This window comes from Burkholderia sp. BCC1998 (genome assembly GCF_905339875.1).
Classification (GTDB): domain Bacteria; phylum Pseudomonadota; class Gammaproteobacteria; order Burkholderiales; family Burkholderiaceae; genus Burkholderia.
On record NZ_CAJPHE010000009.1, the window covers coordinates 49,747 to 63,904 of the forward strand.

General features: G+C 63.9%; 13 protein-coding genes. 9 read left to right on the forward strand and 4 right to left on the reverse strand.

Annotated elements, in window-relative coordinates; genetic code table 11:
* Nucleotides 1–8: 8 nt before the first annotated feature.
* Nucleotides 9–1,184: a glycosyltransferase family 4 protein gene (locus U5A56_RS17525; RefSeq protein ID WP_321923651.1), complete on the reverse strand. Its 1,176-nt coding sequence runs from the start codon at nt 1,182–1,184 to the stop codon at nt 9–11.
* A 262-nt stretch (nt 1,185–1,446) separates the two neighbouring features.
* On the opposite strand from U5A56_RS17525, the gene U5A56_RS17530 reads away from it, so the two are divergent.
* A complete protein-coding gene (locus U5A56_RS17530; protein WP_124571941.1) occupies nt 1,447–2,007 on the forward strand; it encodes a putative colanic acid biosynthesis acetyltransferase in 561 nt (186 codons plus the stop codon).
* A gap of 17 nt (nt 2,008–2,024) precedes the next feature.
* Entirely contained in the window at nt 2,025–2,834 is an 810-nt protein-coding gene (locus U5A56_RS17535; protein WP_321923653.1) for a glycosyltransferase family 2 protein, read from the forward strand.
* A 92-nt stretch (nt 2,835–2,926) separates the two neighbouring features.
* Here the strand turns inward: U5A56_RS17535 and U5A56_RS17540 are convergent, their stop codons facing one another.
* The 3 genes from U5A56_RS17540 to galU form a co-directional block, all read right to left on the reverse strand.
* Nucleotides 2,927–4,162, reverse strand: coding sequence for a glycosyltransferase WbuB (locus tag U5A56_RS17540; protein ID WP_321923655.1), 1,236 nt, complete (start codon nt 4,160–4,162; stop codon nt 2,927–2,929).
* A gap of 193 nt (nt 4,163–4,355) precedes the next feature.
* Entirely contained in the window at nt 4,356–4,934 is a 579-nt protein-coding gene (locus U5A56_RS17545; protein WP_321822261.1) for a phosphatase PAP2 family protein, read from the reverse strand.
* Between the two features lie 101 nt (nt 4,935–5,035).
* The gene (gene galU / locus U5A56_RS17550; protein WP_321822262.1) at nt 5,036–5,920 is read right to left on the reverse strand and encodes a UTP--glucose-1-phosphate uridylyltransferase GalU; all 885 of its coding nucleotides are present in this window, start codon (nt 5,918–5,920) and stop codon (nt 5,036–5,038) included.
* A gap of 401 nt (nt 5,921–6,321) precedes the next feature.
* Here galU and U5A56_RS17555 point away from each other — a divergent pair, with 401 nt between their 5' ends.
* The 7 genes from U5A56_RS17555 (at nt 6,322) to bcsB (ending at nt 14,157) form a co-directional block, all read left to right on the forward strand.
* Nucleotides 6,322–6,519 (forward strand): flagellar transcriptional regulator FlhD, encoded by a 198-nt coding sequence (locus U5A56_RS17555; protein ID WP_321803553.1) that lies wholly within the window; start codon nt 6,322–6,324, stop codon nt 6,517–6,519.
* A gap of 663 nt (nt 6,520–7,182) precedes the next feature.
* On the forward strand, nt 7,183–7,476 hold the full coding sequence (locus tag U5A56_RS17560; RefSeq protein ID WP_260434471.1) for a flagellar transcriptional regulator FlhD: 294 nt from the start codon (nt 7,183–7,185) through the stop codon (nt 7,474–7,476).
* Nucleotides 7,477–7,757: 281 nt separating this feature from the next.
* Complete coding sequence (gene bcsD / locus U5A56_RS17565) at nt 7,758–8,213, forward strand: cellulose biosynthesis protein BcsD (protein ID WP_321923658.1); 456 nt, start codon at nt 7,758–7,760, stop codon at nt 8,211–8,213.
* 45 nt (nt 8,214–8,258) lie between these two features.
* Entirely contained in the window at nt 8,259–8,684 is a 426-nt protein-coding gene (gene bcsP / locus U5A56_RS17570; RefSeq protein ID WP_321923659.1) for a cellulose biosynthesis protein BcsP, read from the forward strand.
* Nucleotides 8,681–9,460 (forward strand): cellulose biosynthesis protein BcsQ, encoded by a 780-nt coding sequence (gene bcsQ / locus U5A56_RS17575; protein ID WP_321923661.1) that lies wholly within the window; start codon nt 8,681–8,683, stop codon nt 9,458–9,460. The genes bcsP and bcsQ overlap by 4 nt, the downstream gene beginning before the upstream one ends.
* A complete protein-coding gene (gene bcsA / locus U5A56_RS17580; RefSeq protein WP_415749167.1) occupies nt 9,409–11,634 on the forward strand; it encodes a UDP-forming cellulose synthase catalytic subunit in 2,226 nt (741 codons plus the stop codon). Before bcsQ ends, bcsA begins: the two co-directional genes overlap by 52 nt.
* 15 nt (nt 11,635–11,649) lie before the next feature.
* Nucleotides 11,650–14,157 carry a cellulose biosynthesis cyclic di-GMP-binding regulatory protein BcsB gene (gene bcsB / locus U5A56_RS17585; RefSeq protein WP_321923664.1) on the forward strand — a complete coding sequence of 836 codons (2,508 nt, stop codon included), beginning with the start codon at nt 11,650–11,652 and terminating at the stop codon, nt 14,155–14,157.
* Nucleotide 14,158 lies beyond the last annotated feature (1 nt).

Below are 14,158 nucleotides of genomic sequence, written 5' to 3' on the forward strand. Positions count from 1 at the left end.
CGCAGCCGTCACATGCCTGAACGCACGTCGCGCAGCGGCTGGAGGCAGCCGGCATAGACCTGCTGCAACTTGTCGACATACTGGGTCCAGTTGTGCGTGCCGGCTGCCGCGATGCGCGCGTGACGCGAGAGTTCCGCGCGCTTGTCGGGCGAGCCGATCATCTCGCCGATGGCATCGGCCAGCCGTTCGACGGATCCGGAGGAGACGATCGTGCCGCTGCGACCATGCTCGATGATCTCGGCGGCACCGGATTCCCTCGTCGCCACGATCGGCAGACCGGTCGCGAGCGCCTCGCATAGAACGACGGCGAGCCCCTCTTCAAGAGACGGCAGGACGAAAAGATCTGCCGCGTTGTAGTAGTCGTTGAGCTGCGCGTTGTCTACGCGTGGAATGTGGGTGAAAAGGTGGCGGTACGGAGCGAGCAGCGGCTCGACCGTCGGATCGATCTGTCCGATCAACGTGACATGTGCACGCTTGTCGCCGAGCCGCTTGACGGCTTCCAGGAGATAGAGCTGACCCTTGCGCAGGCTGACTTGTCCAACGCAAAGGATACCGAAGCGACTTGCATCCATGCCACGCTGTTCCAACGGGCGGAATCGCTTCACATTGGCCGCATAGGGAATCACCTTGATGATGCTCGCGGGAACGCCGTACTGAATGAATGAATCCCGCACGATCGACGACGGTGCCAGGACGCAGTCGTAAAGATTCACTTCATCGATCAGCCGCCTTTGTTGCCGATTGATCCGCCGAATGCGTGGCAGTCCGCGCCGGTCCTCTTCTTCCGACAGGACCCGATCGCGATAGAGTGGATGCGTGTTGACGACCTCCCCGATCACGATCGAGCCTTCGCGCTTCGCCCTGGCGACGATGTGCCGTGAAGTGCCATGTGCCATGACATGCAGAATCGGTGTCGGCCGCCAGTTGAATTGCACACCGAACTGCCACAGATCGTGGTATGCCGGGAAGAGCTGATCGCTCAGACGGCCCTTTAACAGCTTCGCGTGAGCCCGAACTGCATATTCCTTCGCCCAGATATTGACTGCCCGGCCACGCGACAGCGAGAACGGAGAGGCACGCGCTTTGTGTGAGTAGTAGAACGTATCCAGGATTCCGAGCTCGTCGAGCCGATCGATATAGTTGTGGAAGTGAAACCGGCCGCATACCGCAACGCTAACCTTCATGATTCGGCTCTCGGAAAAATTGAAGCGCGTCGAAACGTAATTCGATCGATTCGATGATAGCCTCGCAGCCCGCGAGGACCGGGAGCAATGTGCGTGAACAACTAGATTTTGGCGGAATGATGCGACTTGAACGGGCACGCGCGGCGGTAGACTTACGACTCGGCATGTTCGTCCCGGTGGCTGTTGGCGGCAACAGAGCGCCGACGTGATTTGTTCCCGTGCCGATCGGCGCGGATTCGCCTCTCGTTCATTTCTCGATCGTATGATTATTGACGGTAATGATCCCTTCACCGAGCCGTCGTTCAACCTCTCGAATCGGCTGCGTCGCGCTGTCTGGGGCGTGGCCTATGTCTTGCTGTTCAGGTTCAGTCCCAGGCCGCTGCATGGTTGGCGATCGCTGTTGCTCAGGTCGTTCGGCGCAAAACTGGGCCCACATGTTCATGTGTATCCGCGCGTCAGGATCTGGGCGCCGTGGATGCTGGAAATCGGTTCGCATGTCGGCATAGCGGATGGCGTGACTCTCTACAACATGGCCAATATCAAGATCGGGAGCTATGCCGTGATTTCGCAAGGCGCGCACCTGTGTGCCGGTTCGCACGATATCAATTCCCGCAATTTCCAGCTCGTGACGCGTCCCATTACAGTGGGTGATCACGCGTGGGTATGTGCCGAGGCTTTTCTTGCGCCGGGGGCGGTCGTACCCGAGGGAGCCGTGGTGGGGGCGAGGGCCGTCGTGTCGCGGCCGCTCGAAGAGCAGTGGGCGGTGTATGCCGGTATGCCTGCCCGTCGAATCAACTCGCGCGTGCGCAGAGGGGCGGAATGACATACGGATTCTCGGTATTGATCCTGACGAAGAACGAGGAATCGGACCTGCCGGGATGCCTGAAGAGCATCGATGGCGTGGACGACATCTGGGTCCTCGATTCGATAAGCGAAGACAGTACCGTGCAAATCGCGACCGCGTTCGGTGCGCATGTCGTGGCGCGGGAATTCGACGGTTTTGCCGCGCAACGTAATCATGCGTTGCGGAATTTCGGCTTCAAGCACGAATGGCTGTTGATCCTGGATGCGGATGAGCGACCCTCCCCGGAACTGCTGGATGAACTCCGCTGCTTTGTTTCCGATGTGCCCGACGGGATCGGTGCGGCCAGGATGCGCCGTAGAGACTACTTCCTGGGTCGATGGTTGAAGCATGCGCAAATCTCGCCATACTTTATTCGATTCGTGCGTCCGTCGCGTGTGCACTACGAACGCGAGGTCAACGAGGTTCTGATCGTTGACGGCGATATTCACGAACTGGCCGGGCCGCTGGATCACTTTCCCTTCTCGAAAGGCATGGCTCACTGGATCGGCAAGCACAACGTCTATTCGTCGATGGAAGCCGGCGAGCTGCTTCGCCGGCGGCAAGCCGATTTTTCGGTCATCAAGGCGCTGTTCGACCGCGACTTCAACGTTCGACGATTTCATCAGAAGGCGCTGTTCTACAGAATGCCGTGTCGGCCCTTGTTCAAGTTTTTCTACATGATGGCTGTCCGCCGATCATTTCTCGACGGGCGCGCAGGATGGCATTACACGTTCCTGCAATGCGTCTATGAATATCTGATATCGGTGAAAGCCGTCGAGCTTCACCGGGCCGACCCACGTCGTTGAGCATGCTGCCGCATGGCGAGCCGGAAGCCGGGTATCGCGAGCGGCCGGCAATCGCGGCGGCACGGGCGCAGCCGCCGTTGCCGGCCAAGCGGTCAGGTGCCGGGCGACGTTCGACGCAATGCGGTCAATTTCGCCTCGAATTCGCGCAATACCGCTTCGCGTGACAGGACGGCCTCTGCGAAATCCCGCCCCGCGCGTCCTAGATACATCCGCTGCCTTGCATCGGCAGCGAGCGCATCGATGGCGCTCGCCAATGCTTCCGGGTCGCCAGGCGAGACCAATACCCCGCGCTGGGATACTACGTCGTGCAGCTCCGTGCCCGCATTGGCCATCGCAATGACTGCCCGGCCACTCGCGAACATGCCGGTCAGCTTCGATGGCATGACGAGATCCGCGGCGTCGGCGCGTTGGGGGAGTACGTGTATGTCCGCCAGATTCAGCAGTTCGTTCAGTCGATTGGCGGGCTGCAGATTCATGAATCTGCAGTTTCGCAGCTTGCTGCAACGTGCGATGAGGTCGTCACGCACCGGGCCGTTGCCACAGAAGACGAACACGAGGTTGTCGCGTGATTCAAGTCTTTGTGCGGCATCCGCCAATACGTCGAGCCCCTGCTTCGCGCCCATGTTGCCGGAATAAAGCACTACCGTCGCGTCGAGGGAAATATTGAGCGCGGCGCGCAGCTCGCTTGGGCGCCCCAGCGGATAGATTGAGCGCGTGTCGGCCCAGTTTGAGAAATGTACGAGCTTGGCGGGCGGAATGCCCTTATGCATCGCCCGTTCGACCATTTTCCCGGAGATCGTCGAAACGGTATCGAAGCGCTTCATGAGCATCCGTTCGAATGCGAGCGCCGCGCGTCGTAACAGCGAGCCGTCGAGCATGCCGAGATTGAATGCCGCATCAACTTCGTAATCCTGAATGTGAAGCCAAGCATGTGCACCGCTCAGTCTGGCCGCGAGCCAACCGCCGGGCGCGTTCAGCAAGCTGGGCGCGACGCAGATGATGGCGTCCGGCCGCCAGAGAGCGTGGCGCAGCATGAGCGGAAAGCTCGTCAGCGCGAAGCTGGCGAGGTGCACGATGCGCAGGGCGCCGCGCGGCCGACGCGGGACCCACAGCGGTGCTCGCCACAGCCTGACCCCGTTGCGTTGCTCGGTCCCATACCGCGCCGAGTGATATCCGTTTGCTACGCGCCATTCCGGGTAATACGGTGGCGCACAGACTACACGTACCGAGTGACCTTTGGCGGCGAGCGTTTCGGCCATTTCCGCCGTGTACTTGCCGATGCCGGTCAGTTCGGGGGCATAGTTGATTCCGTAGACAAGGATTTTCATCGAATTGACGCGTGAATTCGGGGGGAATGGTGCGGTGCGCAATAGCAGCATTGTGCGGATTGGTCGTCGAATCGGTCCGACAGAATGTTGGCGCGCGCCGCCACGCGAGTGTGTCGGGCGCAACGCGTACGCGGCGGCCAGATACGGCGATAGCCCCGCGATCCCGACGTCGGCGTACAGGTGCGCCGGCATCTCATCGAAATGCCGTGCACAGGAACGGCGAGTAAGTCTCGATCGCGGCCTGGATCGGTGAGCAGTATCCGTAGGCGATGCTCGAGACGGCAAGCATCGACGCGGCCGCGGGCGATCGGCGCCATGGAAGCAGTACGGGTGCGGCTTTCCAGCGCAGCAGCGTCACCATGATGAGCATGCCGATGATCCAGCCGACGGCCACCTCGGATACGGTGTGCGCATGATCGAACACGCGGGCTGTCGCGACGGCCGCCGCGAGTGCCAAGCCGGGCAGCAACGCGATATGGGCGCGGACATGCCAGCCATCGTGCAGCGCGAGCAGGAAGGCCATCGGCCATACCGATGCGGCGAGCATCGTGTGCCCGCTAATCACGCGAAAATGGATCGTACGTATCTCGATGCCGCAGCCCGCATACAGAACCTTGGTCAGGCCGACCGCCAGCATGCCGCCGCCGAGCAGCATCAACCACGATGCGGCGATCCGCCAACCGTGCATCGACGTAGCGAGCCATGCGCCGCAAACCGCAGCCAGCGGGACGGTCAGTGCCGCGTCGCCGAGGCGGCTAATCGATGTCCACATGCCGGGCGCCGCCTGTTCGTATGGGCAGGACGGGCACCGTCATGCGCTGCAACGATCGCATCGGCAGTGCAATTGAGGCCGATCGTCGTCTCGCGTTCATGTCATGCGACCATTGCCTCGGAGAGGCGCGCAAGCAAATACCGCTCGAAGTCCGCCGCAACCTCCGGATGCCGCAGCGCGAACTCGATCGTCGCCTTCAGGTACCCGAGCTTGCTGCCGCAATCGAAGCGCGTGCCGTCGTAGCGATACGCGAGCACCTGTTCATCGGTGAGCAGCGACTGGATCGCGTCGGTCAGTTGCAATTCGCCGCCCGCGCCGGGTTTGAGCCCGCGGAGATGCTCGAAGATCTTCGGTTTCAACACGTAACGGCCGACGACACCGAAGTTCGACGGCGCATTCGCCGGTTCGGGCTTCTCGACGATGCCGGACAGCTTGAAGAGATCGTCTTCCCAGCGCTTGCCGTCGATCACGCCATAGGATTTCGAATCTTCAGGAGCGATTTCCTCGACTCCGATGACCGACGCGTGATAGTGATCGAAGACGTCGATCATCTGGCGTAACACCGGCTTCGGGCCATCGAGCAAATCGTCGGCGAGGATCACCGCGAACGGATTGTCGCCGACGAGCTTCTCCGCGCACAGCACGGCATGGCCGAGCCCGAGCGCTTCGGCCTGGCGCACGTAAAAGCAGTCGACATGGCTCGGCTTGATGCTGCGCACCAGCGACAGCAGCTTGTCCTTGCCGCGTGCCTCGAGCTCCGCCTCGATCTCGTACGACTTGTCGAAATGATCCTCGATCGCGCGCTTGCTGCGTCCGGTCACGAAGATCATCTCCGTGATGCCCGCTTCGATCGCTTCCTCGACCGCATACTGGATCAATGGTTTGTCCACGACCGGCAGCATTTCCTTGGGACTGGCCTTGGTGGCCGGCAGGAACCGCGTGCCCAGGCCGGCGACCGGAAAGACGGCTTTCGTCACTTTCAACATAGTGGTAATTCCATGAGTTCGGAATGAGGAGCAGACAACGTCGAGGTGCGATGTCGGTGTCCGGACGAAACAAGAGATTCGAAGTCGCACAGGACGCAATTGCCTGGCCGCGCACGTGCGATTCGGGAAATCCTAATGTGTTCGCAAATAAAGCGGCGACTGAATCTTGGGCGAATCCGACAGGTTGATTGCGAAACCATACGTTGGCGCAAGAATTATTTTGAAACAGTGTGCAAATGGCCGGCTCGGCGTTATATAGCGGATGACGGCTGTCGTTTGTCGACAGGCGTTCGCTTGGTTGGGATACGGTTCGAAGCGAAAGCCCGGAACCCGGTCGGATTTTGCAGATGCGAGTGTGTGCCGATGCATCGCGTTCACGGGCATGTCTTTAGGAGAGCGTGATGACGGAAGAGGATGATATTTGCCGGGCGTTGGGCGCACTCGATCCTGCCTATCTCGAACTGATGCAGCAGATGTTGAAGATCGATTGCGAGGTCGCGGCACGCGAGTTGGGCATCTCGAATCAGATCGCGTCACGGATCATCGCGCTGACACCGGCCGAGATCGAAGCGCTGGTCGGCCGCGAATCGCAGCCTTAGACGGCAAGACTGGCGTCGTCTCGTCGCAACACTTGCTGGAAAAATTGCAGGCCTGATTGCGACGGTGGCCTGCGGCCGGGAGCCGTCGAGTTTCGGGCGTGCATGGACGAAAGCGCGCCAAGGTCCCGCTATATGTGAAGAAAGAACAAGAACCGAACAAAATATATTTAGCGTTGAAACGCAATTGCCAAACAGAAGGGCGAAAGTGGAGTCACCATGACGCATTCGACCATAGACACCATGACGATATCCGAACAACGGCAGCGCACCGGCTGGGCCGGTGTCTGGCTTCCATGCACCGATCCTCCCGCGGAACCGATGTGGTGTGAGGGCCGATGGCCGGGACATCCATACGGCTTTCCCGTGTATTGGGACGGCACCAAATGGTGCAGCAAGATTTTCGGCGCCCGCGGGGATTTCTGGCGCGAGCGCGTGATACGGGCTGCATAGCAGGCATCTGCCGGCGGCGCTGCGCGTTCCGGCAAGCATTTGGGTGGGCCGGCGATCTTCACGCGACTTTGCCGAACCGCATGCCGCCGCTCCGTCGTGTCGTGTTTTCACGAACGGAAATACGAGCAACCCGCGAGGTGGCGGATTACCGCTAGGTTTTGTCCGCTCGTCGCCGTGCGCGACACGTAGAGTGCGGGGCCGAAACTCCGCGTATTGCCAATACGCGCGCTGCGGCCGGCTGAATGCAATCACCGTCCAAAATCAGGAACGCCCATGCCCGAACAGGACGACATCTTCGACGCGATTGCGGAATTCAACCGTTCGTATCTGACGCTTGCCCAGCGCTTGCTGCAAGCGGATCGCGAAGCGGCGAAACAACAACTGGGCATGTCGGACGAGACGGCTGCGATCGTCGCCGCATTGACGCCGGCACAGATCGACGAACTCGCCGAGCGTCGCGAATTGTTCTGCGAATTCCGCGCGGAATCCTCGCCCGGCCGGGCCTGATACGCCGAACTTTCCAACGTTTCATGCGTCGCGCCGCGCACGAGCCTGGCCGTATATCGGCTTGCTTGTCCGCGACCGATCGCAGCTCGGCTGCCGCCGAGGCCACACCCGTCAATTGTCGGCGGTGGCCGATAGTTTGGCGTTTTTCGGCTAGATGTCGAATCCCATTCGTCTAATTGGATTCGCTACGATGCGCAAAAACGCTGTTGCCACGATGTCCGCACGCGAAGCACACGATGCGGCCACGCCGATAATTGTCTTTCACCGGGGATTCGTCGTCCATGCAGGGAATGTTGGAGCATCTACTCGAGCGCCATGTGTCGATCCAATGGCGCGGCTTCCTGGAGGCATTGGCCGGTGAATTCACCGATCAGCTCGATCGGGACGAGCTGAGGCAATTGATGGCGCGCATCGGCATGCGCTTCGCAGCCGCGCATCCACTTGGCCCTTGCGAGTCGACGGACGATCTCGCGGATGCATTGAATGCCCGCTGGCGCGACATGCAGTGGGGTTACGCCGAACTGTCCGACGAGCACGATTTCCTGCGCATCGTTCATTACGCCGCGCCGTTGCGCGCGTTCGGCGACGGCTGTCTCGCATGGTCTTCCGCCTTCCTCGAAGGCGCGTATCAGGGCTGGTTCGACAGTGTCGGCGCGACCGGTTTGCGCGTGACGCAGGACGTCGCGCCGGCGGACGATTCGCGAATCGAACTGCGTGTTGCGCGCGCAAAGAACTGAGCGACCGGGCCGACCGGAACTTCCGCGACAACCAATGGGCACGCTATGTCGACTTCACGGGATATCGAATCGTTGTTCAAGCGTTTTGGCGGCGATGCCGGACGCTATCACGAAGTACGTGCGGAAGCGGATGCCGAAGTGGCACGCGCGCGTTGGCCGCTGCTCGGCGGTGTCGAGTTGCGCGCGAGCGAGTCGCAGGGGCAGCCGGGCGCCGGGTCGACGGACGGCGCGGACAGCCTGCGCAAAATCGTACTGGCCGACACGCGTGCTTTGCCTGCGTCCGCGCAGGATAACGGCAGGCGGGAACAAGCATCCGGCACGCTGAAGAAGCTGGTCGGCAGGCCGGCGGCATCGGATGGCACGGACACGCAAGGTCCGTCACAGCCGCTGGTTCGGTTGTTCGAGCGGCTGCGCACGGAGCCGACGGGCGAGGCGCCGAAGAAGCCGTCGGTGTGGACCGGCCGCTCATGAAAATCATCGCGATCGCTTCGGCAAAGGGCGGCGTCGGCAAGACGACGCTGGCGGCGAATCTCGCGGCCGTGTTGGCGGCGTCGCGACGCCGGCGCGTGAGCGTGGTGGATCTCGATCCGCAGAATGCGCTGAAGCTGCATTTCGGCGTGCCGCTCGACATGACCGACGGGCTCGCCCATGCCGCGCTCGACAGGCTGAACTGGCCGGCCGTGGTCGTCGACGGGATCACGGTGTTTCCATTCGGCCTGGTCAGCGAAACGGATCAACGCCGTTTCGAGCGGCTGCTCGATCGCGACCCGTCGTGGCTCGCGCACGGGCTTGCCACGCTCGGGCTCGGCGACGACGACATCGTGATCATCGATACACCGCCGGGCACCTCGGTATACATGCGCGCCGCGCTGACGGCCGCGCATTTCGTGCTCAAGGTCGTGCTCGCCGATGCGGCCTCGTACGCAACGATTCCGCAGATGCGGCGGATGCTCGACGCGTATGCCGCGAGCCGCGCGGATTTCGTGGGCGACGGCTACGTGGTCAATCAGGTCGACCAGTCGCGCGAGTTGGGTCGCGATGTGCTGCGCGTGCTGTGCGACAGCCTCGGCGCGGCGCGGTTCGGCGGCGTGATTCACCGCGATGAAGGGGTCGCGGAATCGCTCGCGTCCCGGACGACCGTGAATCGCTACGACCCGCGTTCGCAGGCGGCCGCCGACCTGAACGCGTGCGGTGCATGGCTCGAGCGCGTGCTCGATCGGCGCGACACCGCGCGGAGCATCGCTTGAGCGCCCGCGGGGAGGTCGCGCGGCCGTCGGCGGTCGACCGGTTCGTCGACGCGTTGCCCGGGAGCGGCTGGCTCGTCGCGCTGCCTATAGCCGCATGCACGCTGCTGGCGCTGTATTTCGTGTGTACGGTGCCGCTCGACGCGATCGGGCAGCTCGTGTTCGCCACCTGCTGCATCGCGTGTTCGCTGGTGGTCCGTCGCGTGGGCGGACGCTATGCGACGCTCGTCATGATCGTGCTGTCGGTGGTGGCCACCGGCCGTTACATGTATTGGAGATTGTCCGGCACGCTGGTGTGGTCGCATCCGCTCGACGCGGTGTGGGGCACGCTGCTCGCGGCGGCCGAAGTCTATGCGGCGGCGGTGCTTATCCTCGGCTACTTCCAGACCGCGTGGCCGCTCGGGCGCAAGCCGATGCCGTTGCCCGCGTCGCGCGCGCATTGGCCGAGCGTCGACGTGTTCATTCCGACGTACAACGAACCGTTGAGCGTCGTCAAGCCGACCATCTACGCGGCGCTCGCGCTGGATTACCCGGCCGACAAGCTGTCGATCCACGTGCTGGACGACGGACGTCGCCCGGAATTCCGCGCGTTCTGCGAGTCGGTCGGCGTGCACTGGACGATTCGCGATCACAATCGCCATGCGAAGGCCGGCAACCTCAACGAAGCATTGAAGATTACCGACGGCGAATACATCGCGATCTTCGATTGCGATCACGTGCCGACGCGCTCGTTCCTGCAGATCTGTCTAGGCTGGTTCATTCGGGATCCGAAGCTGTCGATGCTGCAGACGCCGCATCACTTTTTTTCGCCGGACCCGTTCGAGCGCAACCTCGGCATTTTCAGAAAGGTGCCGAACGAAGGCGAACTGTTCTACGGACTGGTGCAGGACGGCAACGATCTCTGGAACGCGACGTTTTTCTGCGGATCGTGCGCGCTGATGCGCCGCTCGATGGTGGAGGAGATCGGCGGCATCGCGACGGAGACGGTGACCGAGGATGCGCACACCGCGCTCAAGCTGCATCGCCGCGGCTATACGACGGCCTATCTTGCGATACCGCAGGCGGCGGGGCTGGCCACCGAGAGCCTGACCGGGCACATCGGCCAGCGCATCCGCTGGGCGCGCGGCATGACGCAGATATTCCGCATCGACAACCCGCTGTTCGGGCGCGGACTGACGCTGAGCCAGCGGCTGTGCTACCTGAACGCGATGATGCATTTTTTCTACGGGATCCCGCGGCTCGTGTTCCTGACCGCACCGCTGTCGTTCCTGTTCTTCGACGCACATGTGATCCATGCCCCGGCCACGATGCTTGCGCTCTATGCGCTGCCGCACGTCATCCATGCGAACGTGACGAACTCGCGGATGCAGGGCCGCTTCCGCCATTCGTTCTGGGCCGAAGTCTACGAAGCCGTGCTCGCGTCGTACATCGCGCTGCCGACGATGCTTGCGCTGATCAATCCCCGGCTGGGCAAGTTCAACGTGACGGCCAAGGGCGGACGCATCGACCGCGGCTACTTCGACTGGGCAGTGTCGAAACCGTATCTGAGCCTGGTGGTCCTGAACGTGATCGGCCTCGCGGTGGGCGTCCTGAACCTGTCGCTCAACCGTCACGTCGGCAGCGAAGTCCAGACGACGGCGTTCAACCTGGCATGGACGACCTACAACATCCTGATTCTGGGGCTCGCCGTCGCGGCGGCGAACGAGCGCCGGCAGGTACGCGTGTCCCATCGTGTCGCGGCGCGAATTCCGGTCATGCTGCGCTTCGCGAATGGCCGGACGCTGGCATGCGAAACGCGCGACTACTCGGAGGGCGGGATCGGCGTGGCAGTCCCCGACGATGCGCGCATTCCGCGTGGCGAGCTGGTGACGGTATCGCTGTTTCGCGGTGTCGAGGAGTACGCATTTCCCGCGACGGTCGAATACGTCGAACCAGGCCGCGTCGGCATCCGGTTCGAGAGCCTGTCGCAGCAGCAGGAGTTCGATCTCGTCAGTTCGACCTTTGCCCGAGCCGACGCATGGATCGACTGGACGGACGGCCGCCGTCCCGATTCGCCGCTGCGTGCGTTCCTGCATCTGTTGAAGGTCGGCGTGCAGGGCTTGCTTCGCCTGATCGCGCGCCTGTACGCGGACCTGCGCGTGTACGCGCGCGGCGGCCGCAGCAACGAAAAAAAATAGCATGAGGCGGAAAGAATGACGTGGGCGTCGCGACAGCGCGGCAGCACGCGCCGCAAGGCGTGCATTTCGCAGGGCGCGGTTGTCGCGGTTCCTGCACGTGTCGGCCGGTATGCGCGCGTGTCGCGCAGGATGGTGTCGCTACTGCTCTGGGCAATGGCGGGCGGCATCGCATCGGGCAGCTGGGCAGCGGCCGCCGGGATGCAGGCGCCCGGCGCGATGCGCGCGGCGGACGGCGCGATGTCGTCGGGCGATGCGGCGCCGCCGTCGCCGGCCATAGTCGTCGGGCCCGACACCGCGCGCCCCGCGCCGCTCGCCGAACCGGTGCCGGCGGCCGACGCCGCGCGTCGCCGCTTCGGTATGCTGCCGACCACGGCCGAGCCCGGCACGCTCGTGCCCGGCGGCCGGCGCCAGGCATTGACGTTCGCGGATCTCGGGGCACGCGATCCGCTGCAGCTGCGGGGTACCGACGGCCAGAACGGCATCGCGTTCTCCGTCCGGCGCGACGAGGTCGTCATGGGCGCGACGCTGCATCTGGTCTACAGCTACTCGCCCGCGCTGCTGCCGGATCTGTCGCAGCTCAAGGTGCTGATCAACGGCGAAGTGGCGGCGACGTTGCCGTTGCCGGCCGCTCAAGCAGGCATGACGGTTGCGCGCGACGTGTCGATCGATCCGCGCTTCGTCACCGAGTACAACCATCTGAACGTTCAGCTGATCGGTCATTACACGAAAGACTGCGAGGATCCCGCCAACTCGTCGCTGTGGGCAACGGTGAGCAACGCGAGCCGGCTCGAGCTGACCTACGCGGCGCTGCCGGAGCGGCCGGAACTCGGCGTCCTGCCCGCGCCGTTCTTCGATTCGCGGGACGTCCGGCGGCTCGAGCTGCCGTTCGCATTCGCCGCGCGACCGCCGCGGGAGACGCTGGAAGCGGCGGGCATCGTCGCGTCGTGGTTCGGCGCGCTGGCCTCGTATCGCGGCGCGCGGTTTCCGGCCCGGCCCGGCGGCCTGCCTGAATCGGGCAACGCGGTGGTGTTCGCGACGGCCGACGATCGTCTGGACGGCGTGACGCTGCCGGCGATCGACGGGCCGACGCTGGCCGTCGTCGAGCGGCAGGCGCCGGCTCACGGCCAGCTGCTGCTGGTGCTCGGTCGCACGCCGGACGAAGTGAAGGTCGCCGCGCTCACGCTCGTGCTCGGCAGCAAGACGCTGGCGGGTACGCATGCCACGGTGAGCCGGCTCGAGAACGTCGCGCCGCGCGTGCCGTACGACGCGCCGAACTGGCTGTCGTCGACGCGCCCGGTGCGGATCGGCGAACTGGCCGACGGGCGCGCGCTCAGCGTGTCCGGCTACGACGCGGGCGCCGTCCGGATCGATCTGCGCGTCGCCCCCGATCTGTTCACCTGGGATACGCGCGGCGCACCGATCGACCTGCGTTATCGCTACACGCCGACGCTGCGCGCGGACCGTTCGTCGCTCAACCTGAGCGTCGGCGACACGTTCGTGAAGGCGCTGCCGATCCCGGCACGGGAAACGTCGCGCTGGAGCCTGAGCCGCTACCTGCCGTTCGTCGCCAACGGTATCGACCGCGCGACGCTGCACGTGCCGCCGCTGCTGCTCACGCCGCGCACGCCGTTGCAGCTGCACTTCTTCTACGAGATCCCGGACATGGGCCGATGCACGGGGCGGCTGCTGCAGAACGTCGCGGGTTCGATCGACCCGGACTCGACGATCGACGTGTCGTCGTTTCCGCACTACAAGGCGCTGCCCGACCTCGCCGCGTTTGCGAACAGCGGCTTTCCGTTCACGCGGATGGCCGACCTGTCGGACACGGCCGTCGTGCTGCCCGCCGAGCCGGGCGCGGACGTCTACGGCCTGTACCTGCTCGCGATGGGGCGCATGGGCGTGTCGACGGGTTATCCGGTCAGCGGTGTGACGGTGACGGACGCCGCCGGTGTCGGCGCGTTCGCGTCCAAGGATCTGCTGATTCTCGGCGCGCCGGACACCCAGCCGCTGCTGACCCGCTGGGCGGCGCGCATGCCGTTCGGCACGGATCGCGACGGCGGCCTGTTCGGTGGCCGGTTCGGCGGCCTGTTCGGCGGCGCCGAGGCGGCGCCGTCGCCTGGCGCCGAGCGCGAACGCGTGCGCGCCGGCCTGTCGATCGTCTCGGACGGCACGCGCGCGCTGATCGCCGGCTTCGAGTCGCCGTTGCGCAAGACGCGCAGCGCCGTCGCGTTGATCACCGCGAGCGGGCAGGCGGACGAGGCGCTCGGCCGCGCACTGCTCGACGACGACATGCTCACGTCGGTCCAGGGCGCGATGGTCGTGATTCGCGATCGCACCGTCACGGTGACGTCGAACGAAACGTCGTATCACGTCGGTGCGCTGCCGCCGCTCACGTACCTGCGCTGGTTTCTGTCGGGGCGTCCGCTGCTGCTTGCGCTGTTCAGCGTGCTGGCCGCGTTCGTCGCGGCGGCGCTCTTCTATCGTCTGCTGCGTGCGCGTGCGGCGCGCCGGCTGAAGGAGTGAC